The organism is Bacteroides sp., from assembly GCF_030151085.1.
Classification (GTDB): Bacteria; Bacteroidota; Bacteroidia; order Bacteroidales; family Bacteroidaceae; genus Bacteroides.
Genome location: NZ_JASLER010000001.1, coordinates 1 through 19,964 on the forward strand (window position 1 = coordinate 1; position 19,964 = coordinate 19,964).

8 protein-coding genes and 1 pseudogene are annotated in these 19,964 nt (G+C 42.1%); 8 read left to right on the top strand and 1 reads right to left on the bottom strand.

The features are described 5' to 3' along the window. A pseudogene (locus tag Q1W14_RS00005) lies at positions 1 to 492 on the top strand (xylosidase); the annotation flags it as partial. Continuing rightward, a complete protein-coding gene (locus tag Q1W14_RS00010; RefSeq protein ID WP_300698140.1) occupies positions 492 to 2,696 on the top strand; it encodes a GH92 family glycosyl hydrolase in 2,205 nt (734 codons plus the stop codon). The pseudogene Q1W14_RS00005 and the gene Q1W14_RS00010, both read left to right, overlap by 1 nt. Here Q1W14_RS00010 and Q1W14_RS00015 read toward each other — a convergent pair. Continuing rightward, entirely contained in the window at positions 2,690 to 5,272 is a 2,583-nt protein-coding gene (locus Q1W14_RS00015) for a hypothetical protein (RefSeq protein ID WP_300698035.1), read from the bottom strand. The two genes, Q1W14_RS00010 and Q1W14_RS00015, sit on opposite strands and share 7 nt — an antisense overlap. A 182-nt stretch (positions 5,273 to 5,454) precedes the next feature. On the opposite strand from Q1W14_RS00015, the gene Q1W14_RS00020 reads away from it, so the two are divergent. The 6 genes from Q1W14_RS00020 to Q1W14_RS00045 all read left to right on the top strand — a co-directional run bounded on the left by Q1W14_RS00020 (position 5,455) and on the right by Q1W14_RS00045 (position 19,964). Then, positions 5,455 to 7,662 (top strand): glycoside hydrolase family 3 C-terminal domain-containing protein, encoded by a 2,208-nt coding sequence (locus tag Q1W14_RS00020; protein WP_300698037.1) that lies wholly within the window; start codon positions 5,455 to 5,457, stop codon positions 7,660 to 7,662. A gap of 204 nt (positions 7,663 to 7,866) precedes the next feature. Next, positions 7,867 to 10,731 carry a glycoside hydrolase family 3 C-terminal domain-containing protein gene (locus Q1W14_RS00025; RefSeq protein WP_300698142.1) on the top strand — a complete coding sequence of 955 codons (2,865 nt, stop codon included), beginning with the start codon at positions 7,867 to 7,869 and terminating at the stop codon, positions 10,729 to 10,731. A 23-nt stretch (positions 10,732 to 10,754) separates the two neighbouring features. Next, positions 10,755 to 12,464: a family 43 glycosylhydrolase gene (locus Q1W14_RS00030; RefSeq protein WP_300698039.1), complete on the top strand. Its 1,710-nt coding sequence runs from the start codon at positions 10,755 to 10,757 to the stop codon at positions 12,462 to 12,464. A 426-nt stretch (positions 12,465 to 12,890) separates the two neighbouring features. Continuing rightward, the gene (locus tag Q1W14_RS00035) at positions 12,891 to 14,672 is read left to right on the top strand and encodes a hypothetical protein (RefSeq protein ID WP_300698041.1); all 1,782 of its coding nucleotides are present in this window, start codon (positions 12,891 to 12,893) and stop codon (positions 14,670 to 14,672) included. A gap of 157 nt (positions 14,673 to 14,829) precedes the next feature. Next, the gene (locus tag Q1W14_RS00040; RefSeq protein ID WP_366945712.1) at positions 14,830 to 17,961 is read left to right on the top strand and encodes a TonB-dependent receptor; all 3,132 of its coding nucleotides are present in this window, start codon (positions 14,830 to 14,832) and stop codon (positions 17,959 to 17,961) included. Positions 17,962 to 17,978: 17 nt separating this feature from the next. Continuing rightward, positions 17,979 to 19,964 (top strand): RagB/SusD family nutrient uptake outer membrane protein, encoded by a 1,986-nt coding sequence (locus Q1W14_RS00045; protein WP_300698045.1) that lies wholly within the window; start codon positions 17,979 to 17,981, stop codon positions 19,962 to 19,964.

Below are 19,964 nucleotides of genomic sequence, written 5' to 3' on the forward strand. Positions count from 1 at the left end.
GAATCAGATCCTCGTCTGCACGATTTGATTAAGAAGTGTGATGTTGTTATGCCTTGGTTTGTTGGTCGCTATAACGAAAGCTCGTATTCTCGTTATCAGAGTTTGATAAAGCAAGACATCCAGTGGGCAAAGCAAAACAAAGTAGATTATGCACCTTTGGCATTCCCTGGTTTCTCTTGGGGAAATATGAAAGAGAACCCTTCTACCATAGAGCGTAACAAAGGCTCATTTTTGTGGAAACAGCTATCGAATGCCATAGATATGGGTGCACAAATGATATACATAGCTATGTTCGATGAAATAGACGAAGGAACGGCTATTTTTAAATGTGCTAAGAAAGTGCCCGTAGGTGCAAGTACTTTTGTTCCCATTGAAGAAGGTCTTGAAAGTGACCACTATCTTTGGTTGGCAGGTGAAGCCGGCAAGATGCTTCGTAAAGAGAAACCACTTGAAATGAATCAGCCGATTCGTAAAAAAAAAGCAGTAAAGTAATCAGTGCGCTTGCTCCGGCAGCGTATGTGAACCCTTTCATTGGTGCCAGCACCAGTGTGGAAGCAGCAGGGGTATATCATGGCCTTGGGAAAACATCTCCCGGGGCCATGTTTCCTTTTGGGATGGTGCAATTGTCACCCAATACAATTACCGGAGGGGACAATGGTTCGGGATATAGTTATGAACATACATCGCTGGAAGGATTTGCATTCACTCAAATGAGCGGAGTAGGGTGGTATGGAGATTTGGGTAATTTCTTGGTAATGCCTACTACCGGAGAACTTAAAACTTCTGCGGGTACTTTGGCAAATCCTGATGAAGGTTACCGCTCCCGTTTCTGCAAAGATACGGAAGTGGCAAAAGCCGGTTACTATTCTGTTGTTTTAGATGATTATCAGATAAAAGCAGAGGCTACTGTAGCGCCTCATAGTGGAATGTTACGTTTCACTTTCCCGGAAAATGAACAATCACGTATTCAGATAGACTTAGCACGACGGGTTGGAGGAACTTCCGTTTGGCAAGAGGTAGAGGTAGTAGATAATTATACTATTTCCGGCATGATGCGTTGTACCCCTGAAGGAGGAGGATGGGGAAATGGCGGAGGTCATGCTGACTATACAGTCTATTTCTATGCTCAATTTTCAAAGCCATTGACTGATTATGGTGTTTGGAATGCGGATATTCCTGAGGGGCAATCCCGTAAACTGGAAGACATAACTACTCCTGCCTATAAACAGTATGCAAAAGAAGCAAAGGTTATAAAAGGAATGAAGAAGTATGCCGGAAAGCATATCGGTTTCTTTACAAACTTTGCTACCCGCCAAGGGGAAAGTGTTTTAATGAAAGCAGGTATCTCTTTTACAAGTCAGGAAGGAGCACGGAAAAACCTGAATGCAGAACTGATAGACTGGAACTTCGACCAAGCTTATCAACATTGTGAATCGGAGTGGAATAAGGCATTGTCATGTATAACAGTAGATAGCGAAGATGAAGTGCAGAAAACGATTTTTTATACAGCATTGTATCATGCTTTTATCGACCCACGCACTTTTTCGGATGTAGATGGTAGTTATATCGGAGGAGATAAAGAGATGCATACAGCTGACGGATATGTCCGGCGGACTATTTTTAGCGGTTGGGACGTATTCAGAAGTGAGATGCCCTTATTGACTTTGGTTCGTCCGGATGTAGTCAATGACTTGATTTGCTCCATGAACGGGCTGGCGGAAGAATCAGGCAGGCATTACTATCCTCGTTGGGAGTTCTTGAATGCTTATAGTGGTTGTATGTTGGGTAATCCGGCAGTATCTGTGCTGGCTGATGCTTACAGGAAAGGAATCCGTGGCTATGATATTGAGAAAGCATATACGTATGCAAGGAATACTGTAGAACGTTCCGGTAATGGAGAACGGGGATATGCACCGGGGAATACCGGTATTTCAGAGACTCTTGAATATGCTTATAATGAATGGTGTATAGCTGAACTTGCACGAGATCTGGGAAAGAAGCAGGATGAAACAAAATACCGCAAACGATCTTACTCTTACCGCAATATTTGGGATGAAGAAAAACAGAGCTTCCGTCCACGCAATGCACAGGGAGAGTTTCTGCCTTGGCCGAAAGAAGGAATCTTACATGAAGGATACGGATGCATAGAATCTAACCCCCTGCAACAAGGATGGTTTGTGCCGCATGACGTAGAAGGAATGGTGCAATTGATGGGAGGACGTGATACAGTCGTTACACATTTGGAAGATATGTTTCGTAAAACACCCGAACATCTTTTGTGGAATCCTTACTATAATCATGCTAATGAACCGGTGCACCATGTTCCTTTTCTGTTTAACCGGTTAGGACGTCCGGACCTGACACAGTATTGGACACGTTTTATTTGTACGCATGCTTACCATGACGGAGTAGCCGGCTTGGTAGGAAACGAAGATGTCGGGCAGATGTCAGCTTGGTTTGTATTAGCTTCCATTGGTATTCATCCTCTTTGTCCGGGGGAGCCTGTAATGGAATTGACCTCACCTTTATTCCGTAAGATAGATCTTAATCTGCCTGATGGGAAGAAGTTTGCTATTTGTACACATGGAGAAGGGGTATATATTCGCTCTATGCGCTTGAATGGAGAAGCTTTCCAGCAATGGCAGTTACCTTTTAAAAAGCTTCAGGAAGGCGGAACACTGGATATTTATTATTGATCCAGTGTTTTCCCTTCAATAATTTCCATTAGTGAATACTTGTACTCCGTTCCCATCGAGGAATTGTATTCTTTGCAGAAAGTGTCGTATACTGTTTTAGCAAGTCCTTTCTTTCCTTGCTGGCACAGTATCCGGCATTTTACGCAAAGAGCTTCTTCGTTGATATAGTCATGTTGGAACATGATATCGGCTATCTTCAATCTTAGAGTTTCTGATAGATCTTCGCGTTTCAGCAGACGGTATAGTAAGTCAATGGTGTTATTGGAGAATTCGTTCTTAAAGGTATCTATCCAGTCTATTTCCATATTGGGAAGCATCACGCCACTCAATAATAGTTCAAGAAGTCTTTCTAAATTCTGGCTATTGTTTTCACGATATAGCCGGAGGGCTTCCAGATAATCAGAGATGGTTCCATCTTCAAATTGAATACTCCAGAAACTATTCTGGTTCAATATTTTGATATCTCCTACTTTTTCCAATAATCCACGCAATTTACTCATATATACATTGCGGTTATTTTTGGCGGATTCTTCGGTTTTATCATACCAAAGTAATTGGATAAGTTTATGACCGATAATTCCTTTCGAATCTTTGCCTGTATAAAGAATGAGCAGGATAAGTAAAGCCTTCAGCGTAGGAGTAAACAAGTAAGTGATGTCCACACCTTCTTTATCTATTACTTTGAAACCGCCAAAGAAGCATACACAACTCTTCGATAAATCATAATTGTTAAATTCAGGTGTAGCTATTGAAATAGGAATATCGTTTATCTCCGGTATTCTTACTGCACTGGCAGGTAGTTCTTGAGGTACATTTTCCGATTCTTTCTGAGCAAACGTCATCTCTTCTTGTCTCTTCTTCTTTCTTAGGTAGAAGAATAAGATGCCGATACCAATAAGAAGAAGTACACCACCTGCTATGAACCATATTGTGTATCCGCCGTTTTGTCTCTCTTCCATCTCATTAAGATTCTGCTTAAATGCTTGCACAGAGATAGGTGGAAAATTGATTTCATAAATATTGAGAGCAGCTTCACCGCTAACTTCTGCCTGGTGCACTACAGCATACAGCTTCTTTTGTTGCGGGGAGTAGAATAGATTACTATAAATGTACTGCGATTCCATCTTTAGATTGATAGGCAATGACATTGGTTCAAACCCGGGCTTATCCAATCCAGCTTTCATCAGCATACCTCCTTGTTGGGAACAGAAGAAATAGAAACACTTCTTTTCGTCATCATAAACCATATTCTCTCCGGGTTGGAAATCTCCGTTCTCCGGTGTTGTGGTGTATTCCCAAAGTTTGTTCACCTGCTGGGTCAGCAGATTTACGGCATATAAATCGTAGTAATTGCGTGGAGATAACTCCTGCCTTCCTGACGGACATCCTCTTCCACCGAATATGTAGAGAGTATTACCAACTATGGTACTTGCCATAGTATAGCGGGGATGGATATCGGTTAGATTGATTTTAGTTTGTGGCTTATTCTCGCTCCACGGAAAGCTGATTAATAATTCGTTGTTGTAATGGTAATGCCCATATCCTCCAAAGCTGACTAATGATTCGTTGGAGGGATTGTATACGATTGTATTGTTCCAGTAATCATGATCCTTGGATACTTTCTGATTGCCTTCCCACGTCTGTGTAGTAGGATTGAACGCAGAGTAAATATTCTCATTCAGATTATATGAGAGCAACTGCTGGCGTTCGGGGATATATATCAACTGGTTGGGGTAATTGGCTACAAACTCTCCGCCTTTTATTGTGATGGTATCGGTAATATATTCTTCACTATGGAAGACATATAGCTTATTCTTATCAGTAGCCATGTAGAAGGTTCCAATAGTCGGATCGAATGCTATGGATGGTGAAGATTTGAATTCTTTATGGTAAATTGGTTTCCAAGATATATACTGGTCGATAATCCAACGGGCATTTTTGCCGGTAGCCGGTGCTTGCGAAATTTCATCATAACACACATTGTTGTTATGGCGTGCCATTTTCCAGAATCTGATGTCTTTATTGTTCCGGTTCAGTCTGATATCTTTTAGATTGATAGAGGCGACGTCGCCCAATGTAAACTTATCAAAAGGACAATATCCGAAGGCAATGCGCAGGTTTTGCACATCTATCAAATCTTTGTAGCTCGTTTTAACTTGTACACTATCATATTCGAGGGTGATTTGTCCGTCTTTGGGTTGCAACGTTAGCTCGATGGGTAGCCAGGTTTCACGTCTGACTTCTTTGGGAATGGGATTAACAGCATCTCCTGTTACTAATATGGGGAAGCGTTTGTCATTCTCTCCAACACTGAACATTAGATCAATATTCTTATTCGTATTTGTGATAATACGGAATACTGTACCGAATACATTATCGTTTCTGACCCATATATTAAACTTCAGAACAATCTTTTCTCCTAAAGTAGGAATAGGTTTTCCATCTTCGAGCACCATGCTGGTAAAGTCGGGTGCTTGAAGGGGATATGATTGAATATGCAAGCCGTATTCGGGATACTGGGCTGATATATGCTGACATATAAATAGGAGGAAAAATAAGAAAGATGTCTTTTTCATTATGTATGTCGTTTAAGTCTTAAGTGTCGACAAAAATAGTGTTTTCTTATGAGAAGATATAGAAATAGTAACACAAATATTACGATTAAGCGAATTTTAAGCGCCTATTAATTTTGGATTAAAGGTTTTGTTAACCACTTGGCGCTTACTTTGCATTACAAATTAAAATAATGTCTAATAGTATGAATTGGAAAAAGCACTTTGGGATAGTTGCACTGTTCGTGACATGTAATGTGACTGCACAGCAACAATATCTTTTTAGAAATCCGGAGCTTCCGATAGATCAACGGGTAGAGGATTTAGTATCTCGCCTGACATTGGAGGAGAAAGTAAAGCAAATGTTGAATAATACACCGTCGATTGAGCGGTTGGGTATTCCGGCGTATAATTGGTGGAATGAATGTTTACATGGAGTGGGACGCTCTAATTATAAGGTGACTGTTTTCCCGCAAGCCATCGGAATGGCGGCATCGTGGAACGATGTACTACTAAAAGAAGTTGCTTCTTCTATTGCCGATGAAGGCAGAGCTATTTATAACGACACACAACGCAAAAATGATTATAGCCAGTATCATGCTTTAACATACTGGACTCCCAATATCAATATTTTCCGTGACCCTCGTTGGGGCAGAGGACAAGAAACATACGGTGAAGATCCTTTCTTGACCGGCAAGATGGGCAAGGCATTCGTGCTGGGCCTGCAAGGCGATAATCCGCGCTACCTGAAAGCTTCTGCCTGTGCCAAGCATTATGCTATTCATAGCGGACCGGAGAGCTCACGCCATAGTTTTAATACAGACGTAACCACGTATGATTTATGGGATACTTATCTGCCGGCATTCCGTGACTTGGTAGTCGATGCCGAAGTTTCGGGTGTAATGTGTGCCTATAATGCTTTTCAAGGACAACCTTGTTGTGGAAATGATCTGCTGATGCAATCCATTTTAAGGGATAAGTGGCAGTTTAAAGGATATGTTACTTCGGATTGCGGAGCTATTGACGACTTTTACCGTCATCATAAAACTCATCCCGATGCTGCATCGGCTGCTGCGGATGCCGTATTCCATGGAACTGATCTGGATTGCGGGCAAGAAGCTTATATGGCTTTGATTAAAGCTGTAAAAGAGGGAATTATTACAGAGAAGCAAGTGGATGTTTCTTTGAAACGTTTGTTCACGATTCGTTTCCGTTTGGGATTATTCGATCCGCTTGAAAAAGTTCCTTATTCAAATATTCCTATTTCTGTACTGGAATGTGCTCAACACAAGGAACTGGCGAAACGTATCGCGCAGGAGTCGATTGTGCTGTTAAAGAATGAGCAGAATCTGCTGCCTTTGAGCAAGGAAAAACTGAAGAAGATTGTTGTAATGGGGCCTAATGCTGATAATAAGGATGCCTTATTGGGCAATTATAATGGATTCCCTACACACATGTTGACGCCTCTGCAAGCTATCCGTGAGCGGGTAGGAAACAAGGCTGAAGTCCTGTTTGTAGAAGGTCCCGATCATGTGGACACTGCAACGGCTGATATGTTTCAAAAGTGGGTGGCACAAGCTAAAGGTGCGGATATGGTTATCTTCATTGGAGGAATCAGCCCACAGCTGGAAGGTGAGGAGATGCCTGTCAGTAAAGATGGATTTAGTGGAGGTGATCGTACAACGATTACTTTGCCCGCTGTTCAAACAGAGATGATGAAGGCTTTGGCTGCGGAGAAAATACCGACTGTATTTGTGATGATGACCGGTAGTGCGCTGGCAATTCCTTGGGAAGCAAACCACGTACCGGCTATACTGAATGCTTGGTATGGAGGACAATATGGCGGAGAAGCCATTGCCGATGTTCTATTTGGAGATTATAATCCTTCGGGCAAACTGCCGGTTACTTTCTATGCACAAGATAGTGATTTACCTGATTTCAACTCGTATGACATGACTGGGCGTACTTACCGCTATTTTCAGGGAAAAGCGCTTTATCCTTTCGGCTATGGGTTGAGTTATACAGACTTTGCCTATTCGTCTCTACAAATGCCGAAAAGCTGTAACCAAACCGATAAGGAGATAAAAGTAGAGGTTACGGTGAAGAATAAAGGTAATCTGGCGGGCGAAGAGGTAGTGCAACTTTATGTCTCTCATCCCGGTCAGAAAGTGCTTACCCCACTTACTTCCCTGAAAGGATTCCAACGGGTGAATCTCAAAGCCGGTGAATCGAAGAAACTCTCTTTCCTGCTGACGGCTAAAGACCTGTCTTGTGTCGATGAGAATGGAAATCTGATGATGCTCCCCGGAGACATCCGTATCTATATGGGCGGCGCAGCACCGGTGGCTGCTTTAGCCACTCCTTTGAAGGGAGCAGAAGGTACGCTGAAATGCGTATTACCACAAAAGAAATAAACGATCTGATATACTATAGATTTGTTTAATTTTATGGATGTAGTATGCGCTAGTTGTAATGTGCTGGTAATCAGTAGGATTAAAATGAGCTATAATCAGTATACGACTGAATAGGGTTCACTATACGACTGAAATGGGTTCAGTATAAGACCTAATCCTGAGAATGAATTGCTTATAAAGAAAACTTACCTATAAAATATGAAATTGAAACTAAAATTAAACTGCCTGTTACTTGCAGGTTTATTATCTTCTTCATTATCAATGGCGCAGCAACAGAGTGATGTCTTGTCTGTGTCAACCTCTGCCAATGCACAAGAAGCTTCATTGGCATTTGATAAAGACATTAAAACGATGTGGACGCTTTCTCCTCAGATATTGAAAGCGGAACAGTGGATGATGTGTACCATTCAGCAACCTGGTGATGTTGCGGAGCTTATCTTGCAATTGCAGGGAGTATCAAAAGACGAGCTGAAGGCTGCACTTGACATTTTTGTCACTTACGACCCTATGAATTTAGGTAACCCCGTAGATTATATAGTAGAGGGTACTAATAAGGAGATGAAACTGAAATTGACCCCTAAATATGGTGCTCATGTCAAACTCGCCTTTAAAGCAGGCAAGCTGGCTAAGCCTTTCAGTTTGAAAGAAGTTGCAGTTGTTCTTGCCAAGAAAGACTTGAAAGACCGTAAGGGAGAAATGACCAACCGCCGATACATGGACCCTACACTTCCGGTAGAAGAACGTGTCGAGGATTTACTCGCCGCCATGACTCCCGAAGACAAAATGGAGTTGATTCGTGAAGGCTGGGGGATTCCGGGAATTCCGCATCTTTATGTCCCGCCTATTTCAAAGGTGGAGGCCGTGCATGGCTTTTCATACGGTAGCGGCGCTACTATCTTCCCACAAGCTTTGTCTATGGGAGCTACCTTCAACAAGCAGTTGACGGAGGAAATAGCAATGGCTATCGGTGATGAAACCGTAGCGGCACACACCAAACAGGCATGGTCACCCGTATTGGATGTGGCTCAGGATGCCCGTTGGGGACGTTGCGAAGAGACTTTCGGCGAAGACCCTGTGTTGGTGTCTCTCATAGGCGGTGCTTGGATAAAGGGATATCAATCCAAAGGTCTGTTCACTACCCCGAAGCATTTTGGCGGTCACGGCGCTCCCTTGGGTGGTCGCGACTCGCATGATATCGGCTTGTCCGAACGGGAAATGCGTGAAGTGCATCTTGTTCCTTTCCGCCATGTCATTCGTAACTACGATTGTCAGTCTTTAATGATGGCCTATTCCGATTATATGGGAGTACCGGTAGCTAAGAGCAAAGAACTTTTGCAGCAGATTCTTCGTCAGGAATGGGGCTTCAATGGATTTATCGTCAGCGATTGTGGGGCTATCGGTAATTTGACAGCTCGTAAACATTATACGGCGAAGGATAAAATAGAAGCTGCCAATCAATCGTTAGCCGCAGGCATCGCTACCAACTGTGGAGATACATATAATGACAAAGAAGTGATTGCCGCTGCCAAAGACGGACGTATCGATATGAAGAATCTGGATGAAGTTTGCCGTACCATGCTTCGTGTGATGTTCCGCAACGAACTGTTCGAGAACAATCCCTGCAAACCATTGGATTGGAATAAAATCTATCCGGGATGGAATTCGGATGCCCATAAAGAAATGGCACGCGAAGCTGCCCGTCAATCCATCGTCTTGTTAGAGAATAAAGATAACTTTCTTCCCATCTCAAAGAATCTTCGTACCATTGCCGTACTGGGTCCCGGAGCGGATGACTTGCAACCGGGTGACTATACTCCCAAATTGCAGCCGGGACAGTTGAAGTCTGTACTGACTGGTATTAAGAATGCTGTGGGAAAACAAACCAAAGTTCTGTATGAACAAGGATGTGACTTTACCACGCCGGATGGAGTAAACATACCCAAAGCTGTAAAAGCAGCTTCTCAGTCAGACGTTGTAGTGATGGTATTGGGCGATTGTTCTACCAGCGAGTCCACCGGAGATGTAGAAAAAACATGTGGTGAAAATCATGACTTGGCTACTTTGATCTTACCCGGAAAACAACAAGAATTATTGGAAGCAGTTTGTGCAGTAGGGAAGCCGGTGATACTGGTACTTCAATCCGGTCGTCCTTACAATCTGTCTAAAGCTTCGGAATTGTGTAAGGGTATTCTTGTTAACTGGTTGCCCGGTCAAGAAGGTGGTCCGGCTACAGCAGATGTTCTTTTTGGGGACTATAATCCAGCCGGACGCTTGCCAATGACATTCCCGCGCCACGTCGGTCAGTTGCCTTTGTACTATAACTTCAAGACTTCCGGTCGCCGTTACGAATATTCCGATATGGAATACTATCCTCTATATCGCTTCGGATTCGGACTTAGCTATACCTCTTTTGAATACTCAGACCTGAAAGTTCAGGAGCAAGCAAATGGAAATATCACTGTTCAAGCTACCGTAAAGAATGTAGGACAACGTGCGGGTGACGAAGTAGCCCAGCTCTATATTACAGATATGTACGCTTCTGTGAAAACCCGTATTACCGAATTGAAGGATTTTACCCGTATCCATCTCGAACCGGGGCAGTCACAGACTGTACAGTTTGAACTGACTCCTTATCAGATTTCTCTATTAAACGATCAAATGGACCGTGTGGTAGAAAAAGGTGAATTTAAAATATTAGTGGGCGGAGTGAGTCCTGAATATCGGGCGAATGATCGCATAAAGGATAGTGTAGGCTATAGTGGCAAGAACTTAGGAGTAACCGGTATGCTCGATTATACCCATGAGTTTGCAGCGGATTTTGGTTTGTCAGTATCCAAAGTAGAGGAAAATCTGGTGGAAGATCAGAAAACAATTTGGGTATCTGTTAAGAATAATGGTACTTTAATGGATATCGGCAAGATTGAAATGTACATTGGGGGTCAGAAATCAGGAGACAACGTGCATTATGAATTGGCTCCGGGAGAAGAAAAACTTATACCTTTCAGCGTGGATAAAAACAGTAATGCTCCTGTCGTGTTCACCACTAAATATAAGGTATTATCTCTTTAAGTTTTATAAACGATAAACTTACCATGAAAAACATTACTAAATTAATGGGCATAGCTTTGGTCTCAGGACTATTTGCAAGCTGTGCATCATCAGAACAAACCACTGCCTGCAATGATAGGATTGTAACCAACCCTATCAATCTGAATTATCGTTTTCAACCGGATGAAGTTTCACGACGTGAAGCTGCTGACCCGGTATTGGAGTATTTCAAAGGCTATTATTATATGTTTGCTTCCAAATCCGGTGGTTATTGGCGTTCCGAAGATTTGGCAACATGGGAATACATCCCCTGTAAAACAATTCCGACTATGGAAGACTATGCTCCCACTATTCTCGCTTATGGTGATACGCTATATTTTACTGCATCCAGTGGTAATACTCGCATATTCAAGAATGCCCATCCGGAAACCGATACTTGGGAAGAAGTGGATACAAAGTTTGAATATCCTCAACACGATCCGGCATTTTTTAAAGATGATGATGGAAGAGTCTATTTTTATTGGGGATGTTCGGATGTCGATCCTATTATGGGAGTAGAGGTAGATCCCAAAGATGGTTTTCGTGCTATCGGCGAACCTAAATCTTTGATAGTACATAATGGTGATAAATATGGTTGGGAAGTTCCCGGAAAGAATAATGAGGAACCACGCCAAGGTTGGAACGAAGGTCCGTGCGTGCTGAAACATAACGGACGTTATTACTTGCAATACGCTGCTCCCGGAACTCAATATCGTATTTATGGTGATGGTAATTATATAGGTGATAACCCGTTAGGCTCGTTTGAGTACGTAGAAGACAGCCCTTTCTCCTTTAAACCCGGTGGTTTTATCGGTGGGGCCGGACATGGTCATACTTTTAAGGATAAATATGGAAATTATTGGCATGTGGCATCTATGACTATTTCCGTACGTCATTGGTTTGAACGTCGTTTGGGCTTGTTCCCGGTGGTCGTTTCTGATAAATATGGTATGTACGCATTAACCACTTTTGCTGATTATCCTTTCTGTATTCCCGACCGGAAAGTTGATTTCGAGAAAGAAGATATCAATATGGGTTGGAACTTACTTTCATATAAGAAAAAGGTAACTGCATCTTCTTCTTTAGAAGGCTATGAACCGGAGAAGGCAAACGATGAACAAGTAGAAACTTGGTGGGCCGCAAGTACTGGCAAGAAAGGGGAATGGTTGCAAATAGACTTGGGCAAGCCTATGCTGGTTAATGCTTTACAAATCAATTTTGCCGATCATAACTTTAAAGTTCATGCTCCTCATGGTCCGGTTGTCTATCAGTATTATATAGAAGGATCAGTTGATAGCAAGAACTGGACTCGCTTAGCTGATGAAGAGAAAAACGAGAAAGATGCTCCCCATAAATTACATACTTTTGATAATCCTGCAAAGATGCAATACTTGAGAGTATGCAATACGAAAGATCTAGAAGGTTGTTTTTCTTTGTTCGACTTACGTGTTTTGGGACAAGGTGATGGTAAAGTTCCTGCCGCAGTTTCAGGTTTCCAGGCTTCACGTGATGAAAATGACAAACGCATCTATCGCTTTAGCTGGAATCCGCAAGAAAATGTGACTGGCTACATATTACGTTGGGGAACGCAGAAAGAGAAATTGACTCACTCCATGATAGTATATGATAATCAGTATGAAGCCCGTTATTTTAATAGAGATTCGGAATATTATTTCTCAATTAGTGCTTTTAATGAAAATGGTGTTGGCAAATAACTGAATAAATAAATCATAAAAACAAAATTAGTAGTTTTACAACCCAAATGGGTTATAAAACTACTAATTTTGTTTTTATGAGATATCCAATTATTGCATATAATCTAGCGATTATCCTTCCTTAAAATTTATTTTCTCTTCAATTAATTCTTTTATATACCATTTTTTAAGGTGAAAGAGTTAAAATGCTCCGAGACCCCTATTTTTCGACAAAAAAACTAATTTATTAATGTCTTTTTAAGGATTATTTTAACGGCAGACATATACTTTTGCTCCTATAGAATTTTAAAAGATGAATTTAATAAATATGAAAAATATACAAGTATACGTAAAGCCTCCACCAGCATATTCTTTCTTCTGAATATGAGAAAATAAAATTTTGAAGCGACTGAATTTATCTATTTATAAACTCTTAATTTAATTATTATGAACAAACGATTTTTAAAGGTGCTCCTGTTCGGAGCAGTGGTTCTTTCAACAGGAACATTTACTTCTTGTAATAATGACGATGTCGATGATCTGAAAACCAGAGTATCGGTAATTGAAGTAGCGATAGACGACATCAAGTCTGAACTTAATAAAGCCATTAAAGTGGGTGCATCAGTTACCAACTGGAATGCCGAAGACCGTATTATTACGTTGAGCGACGGAACGAAGATTGACCTTGGCGCACTCGACAGTGGTGGCGAGGCTTCTAACATTACTGTGGGAGAAGGCGTGATTATTATTTCAATTGGTGGAGTAGAATACGCTTTACCGTTGGCTACTGCCATTAATTCATTGGTTTACTGTCCGGAATCAACCAATCCTATTGTTAATATAGACCAAGCAGCCAACAAAGACGGCGTAACGCTGCGTTTCCTTGCAACACCTGCTCTTAGTGCTGATGCTCTTAGCAAAGCCAAGATTACCGTTGCCGATGCCCGCGAAGTACAGACGCGTGCCAACACTAGCTTCTTTAAGTTGAAAGACTTGAAGGCTGACGGCGACCTCATTCAGGCAACGATGAAAGTATGGGATGCCGCTCCGGGTAAGACCTACACCGTAGCTGTTCATTTATCAGTGCCTGGTGCTACCGTTAGCTCCAACTACTTCTATGTGGCGGTGGGTGCTGATGTAGAGGTTATTACCGAAGATCTTTCTGTATCTCCCAAATTAACGGGACTTGATGGTGCTGTCGCGAATGCAGACGGTTCTTGGACCGCTACTTTGCCCGATGGAACAGGTGAAGTTCCTGCTTTCTTGGGTACTGTTAAATTCCAGGAGATGATAACTGTTCCTGGTGCCGACAAATTGTCTTATGCATTGGCTCCGGCTGACCAGCAGAACGAATCTGTACGCAACAACTATAGTAACCTTTCTGCCAACCTCTCTGCTGATGGTACATGGAATTGTGTGAAGCGTCCGGGTACAGCAGGTGGTGAAGAAGGTATCTTGATTTTGGCTAAGGATGCGGATGATGTAACACGTGCTAAAGTGCGTATCAAGGTAATTGACCCGCTGGCTAATATCGACTTCCCGGCACTCTGCGGTGTAAAAGGTAGCTTCGAAGCTGAGCTTTATGGACGTGATGGCCGTTTCTTTGCGCTGGGTACAAACGAACTGAATGTTCCGGCTACGTTTGCTGCTTATGAGACTGAAATTCCTCTCCGCCATAATGGTGATGATTTCTTCACAACTTATGCTAGCTATAATGTTTCTACCGATGAGGGTGCATTAGTTTACAACGATGGCAGTGGTAAATTGGTACTGGGTGATTTTGCCAAGAAGTATTTGGGAGGTGCTCGTGGAGTATTCTGGTACTATCGTGGCTTTGAGCTCGTTGTCCCCGAAACACTGGCAACCGATGGTAAATACACTGATGAAACCGGCACATATAATGCAGGTGAAAAATACTGCGACTACGATACATGGGGTTCAGGTAATCCAGTTGACTACCTGAATAATCCTAACTACTATGATTTCCGTCCGAATGATGAATTTAGAACTGTTGCTTCTTTCGGTTGGAAGATGAATGAGAAGACAGGTGTATTGACTACTTCGAAAGACTATGAGGGTTATGGTATTCGTATTGCTTTTGCGGCAGGTTTTGAATACGCTTATGGAGTGAAGAATCTCTGTGCTAATGGTGATGACAAGTTTGGTATGCTTTTTATTAACCGCCGTGCGGCAGCTGAAGGTGCAAAGATGCCTGCTGCTAAGAAATAATCAGGGAGAAACTTTCGGTAAAGAGGGCACTATACCTGTTCTCCTTACCGAATCCTTGGACTAATCAAGATTTTTGTAGAACAGAAAAGTCTAATTTATGAAACAGTATATTCAAAATAATAAAAAAAGGAGAAGTGACTCTGCATCACCATTCAAGATGATGATGATGCTAGCACTTCTGTGCCTCCTGATAGCGTTACCTGCATCGGCACAGAACCGCATAGTTCGCGGTACTGTAGTTGACCAAATGGGTGAAACTGTCATTGGAGCCAATATTCGGGTGAATGGTACCACTCGTGGTGTCATTACCGATATCAATGGTGAATTTGAGATAGCTGCCGATGCAAAAGAAAAACTGACAATCTCTTTTATCGGTTATCTTGACGCAGTCGTTACGGCAGATAAAACCAATATGAAAATCACACTTAAAGAAGATAATCAAACATTGGATGAAGTTGTTGTTGTAGGTTATGGTACGCAAAAGAAAGCAACACTGACTGGTGCGGTTTCTGCTATCAACAACAAAGAAATAGCCGTAACTAAGAACGAAAATGTGGTGAATATGCTTTCGGGTAAAGTGCCTGGTGTATGTATTTCGCAAAAGAGTTCACAGCCTGGTGAGTTTGACAATTCGATTGATATTCGTGGTATGGGTGAACCGTTGATTGTGGTCGATGGAATCCCTCGTGATAAGGCTTACTTCTCTCGTATGGATGCCAATGAAATCGATAATGTATCTGTATTGAAAGATGCTTCTGCTGCTATTTACGGTGTGCGTGCTGCTAATGGTGTAATTTTGGTTACAACCAAGCATGGTGATGAATCAAATGGCAAGTTCGACATTACATTCTCTGCTAATTACGGTTGGCAACAATTCCTTTATATACCGCAAACAGCAAGTGCGGCAGATCACATGTTGCTAATCAACGAAAAATTCTATAATAGTTTCGGTGATAACACTTATCCCAACCGCACTCCTGCTAAATATACTTGGCAGGACATGATGGAATATAGTACCGGAAGGAAAAAAGGTACGAATTGGACCAAAGAATTGTTCAATGACAACGTTCCACAACAACTATATAATGTTAGCGTGAATGGTGGCTCCGAGAAGATTAATTACTTTTTTAACCTAGGTTATCAGAAACAAGAAGGTTCCTACAAAAGTGGCTCTTTGAACTATGATCGTTGGAATTTCCGTAGTAACGTTGATGCCAAGATAACCAAAGGTTTGAAAGCTACTGTACAGATCAGTGGTTATATGGATGAAAAGAATCAGCCATTTACTGATATGTGGTCTGTGTATAAAAAAGCTTGGACATATAGACCCACTTCAGAGGCTTATGTAGGTGGCGATCATAACTACCCGGCTTGGGACAGTGAGATGGGTGAACCTGAAAATCCCGTAGCTGCCATCAACAGTGATCTGACCGGTTATCGTCGTGAGAAACGTGTCAACTTTAATGGTGCTTTGACATTAACCTATGATATTCCTGGTGTGAAAGGATTGAATGCAAAGGCTTTTTATAGCTACGACTATTACACAACCAATAATACGAGTTATAAGCGCGCTTACAAATTGTATAATATGCGTGAAGACGGTACAATGGAAAGCTTCGACCGCAATGCCGACAGTAATTTAAGACGTAATACTGACCCTAGTTATGGGACAGTGATGCAACTCTCTTTGAACTATGCACGTAAGTTTGGCGACCACAACATAGGCGCTATGGTACTATTTGAAGAGCAGTATAACAATTGGGACAATTTTTATGCACAACGTGTCATGCTGTTGGATGGCGAATATTTAATTTATGGTGAAGAAAAAGACCAGATAGGTTCAATGGGTGGTGCCGGTGATAAAACCCGCCAAGCTATTGTGGGTAGAGTAAACTATGATTATAAAGGGCGATACATGGTGGATTTCTCTTTTCGTCAGGATGGCTCTTCCAGTTTCCCGAAAGGTTCGCGTTGGGGATTCTTCCCTTCTGTATCTGCAGGCTGGCGTGTGAGTGAAGAAGCCTTTATGAAAGAATTGATACCTTTTCTTAGTAACTTGAAGATTCGCGGATCTTATGGTAAAATGGGTGATGATGGTGGTGCGAATACTTATCCTCAAAATGTGGTAGCTTATAATATTGAAAAAGATAAGATCGGCTGGTTTTACAATGGTGCATTAATGGCCGGTGTTGCTGCAACTTCTATTCCTAATCCTGATTTGACATGGTACACTGCTGAAACCTATAACCTCGGTTTAGATTTCGACCTTTGGAATCAAAAGTTAAGTGGTACGTTTGAAGTGTTTAAACGTAAGCGTAGCGGTTTGCTTGATACCTCCTCAAGTATTATTCCAGGTACGGTAGGAGCTTCTTTGCCGAAAGAGAATCTGAATAGTGACCAGACTTTTGGTTGGGAAATCAGTTTGAACCATCGTAATAGAGTGGCAGGAGTGAATTACTGGTTAGGTGGACAGATTTCTGCCACGAAGAATCGTTGGGATTATCGTCAGGACAGTCAGGCTAGCAACTCTATGGATGCATGGCGTCGTCGGGATGTGTCGGGACGTAATAAAGACATTTGGTTCTCTTATGAAGAAGGCGGACGTTTCACTAGCTATGATCAAATCCGTTATCATAATGTTACTGGTGGCGGATATGGTCAGGGTACTTTGCCAGGCGACTATTATTATGAAGACTGGAATGGTGACGGTGTAATAAATGATGATGATAACCATCCGATGGCGACTTATAATTTACCGGTTTTCAATTATGGTATTGTGATGGGAGCCGAATGGAAGGGTATTGATCTCTCTCTGAACTGGCAAGGTGCAGCTGGCGTATACAATTCTTATACAGAAGTATTTACAGAAGTAGGCCCATTTAATGGTGGCGCAGTGTTGGATATTTACCTGGATCGCTGGCACACAGCTAATCCAAGTGATGACCCCTGGAATCCGAATACTCAATGGGTGTCAGGTCTTTATCCGGCTACAGGACATAGTTTCAGCAATGCCGGGACCGGTATCAAGAACACCTCTTATCTGCGTCTGAAAACTTTGGAAGTTGGTTATACACTGCCTAAAACTTGGTTGGCTAAGTCTGGTATAAAGGATCTTCGTGTTTATTTCAATGCATACAATCTTTTGACTTTTACAGGTCTGGATAACATTGACCCTGAACGTCCCGGTGCCAGAGGTGGTGTAAACGAAGATCCTAACAAGGATAGTGTCTTGTTCTACAATTACCCTGTGAACCGTACACTTAACATTGGTGCAACAATCAAATTCTAAAAATAAATAGATAGAATATGAAAACATTGAAATATATATTTGCGGCAGCTGCATTGGGACTTACGGTAACTTCCTGCTATGATTTGGATTTGAAACCGAAAGGACTTATCTATGAAAATGTGCTGTTTCAATCGGATAATGGTATCAAGAAATATCTTGCTTTGATGTACCAGGATCTTCCTATAGAAGATTTTAATTATTGCCAGAATGGTGATGACAAGGGGTATGCGACAGTAAATCAGAGTGGCTGGCATGGTGGAAACAGATGGCAGGCTCAAAAAGGTAGTCCGGCATCTTGTGCCGCCGAGGCAGCCGGTCGCGGAACTTCTTATGGTGATGGTTGGGGCTATTGGCCTTATGATCGTATCCGTGACATTAATAATATGTTGGAACAGTTGCCGAATTATCGCAACTCTTATAAGGAAGTAGATTATAATACGTATCTAGGTGAGGCTCGTTTCTTACGTGCATTCTACTATTTCGGAATCGTGAAACGCTATGGTGGTATACCCATTGTAGACAAGGTGCTCGACCCTAAAGCTCCGGCGGAGGAGTTGCAACAACCCCGTAACACCGAATATGACTGCTGGAAGTTCATTTATGAGGATTTGAAGTTTGCTATGGAAAATGCTACTGATTCAAAGTCAGAAGTTGGACGTGCAAACCGTTATGCAGCAGCGGCATTGATGTCTCGTGCTATGTTATATGCAGGCTCCATTGCCAAATACAATCAGTACACGGCTGTTACTGGTCCGGCTGTTTCAGCAGGTTTGATGGGTATGCCTGTAGACAAGGCACAGGAATTTTTCCAATACTCTTATGATGCGTGTAAGTTCTTGCAAGAAGCCGGATTTAAACTTCATACTGGCGCTGATAAAGAAAAAGCCTATACAGAGATATTCTTGAGCCCGAATACAGAAGAGGATATCATGGTCAAGCAATATGGACCTAACACCAGTACTCCTACCAACACTAGCTTGTTCCACTGTTGGGATTGTATGATATTGCCGAAAGGTGAAGGACTTTCTGGTGACATTGGTGTTGCGCTTCAACCTGCTTGGGAAATTATGGGACTTTATGATATGCCCGCTATTACTGATGAAGAAACCGGTAAGCCGATACGCTTTAATAAGGTGACCGACCTTTGGGATACAAATAAAATGGAGCCAAGATGTCGTGCTAATTTCTATTTCACTGGAATGACTGAATCTATGTCTGGTACGACATTTGACTTTCAAGGTGGTGTATATACAAGCTATCCGGGCACTGCTGCTGACGGTACTTCTGAGACACAGGGAAGTGTGAGCGACTATACTAACCAATATCGCATAAGAGCATCTAAACCGGGTGAATACAAGGATATCAATGGTGTGAATGTGAAGGTTAGTGGCTTGCATGGTTTGGCCGAAGGTACAGGTGATGAAGGTTATTCACGTATGGGTGCTTGCATCCGTAAGTATGTGCAGGCAGAGGGAAGCAATGCCCGTGTATTCTTTACTAACTATCAACCTTGGAAAGTATTCCGTTATGGTGAGATTCTATTGAACTGGGCAGAAGCAGCTTATGAATTGGGCTTGATTACTGGCAGTGAAGATTTGAAAGCAGAAGCTTTCGATCATATCAATGAAATCCGGGATCGTGCAGGTGCCAGCCGGCATAATATGGTTGCTAATCCGGCAGATGTAGGCTCCGAAATCTATGGTTTCATGATTGATGAGAACCTACAATACATCCGTGACGAGCGTGCCCGTGAACTTTGTTTCGAAAATCATCGCTTGTTCGATATTCGTCGTTGGAGAGTAGCCGACATGATGTTCCAGAATGGTGTATATACTCATACATTACTTCCATATCTGGTTCTCGATGAGAATAAATGGATATTCTTGAACGAAGTAGAACGTGAAGGTCGTAAAGTAACATTTGACAAACGTCATTATTATGAACAGATTCCGGGTGGTGAAATTAATAAGAACCCATTACTGATTCGTAATGATGGTTATTAA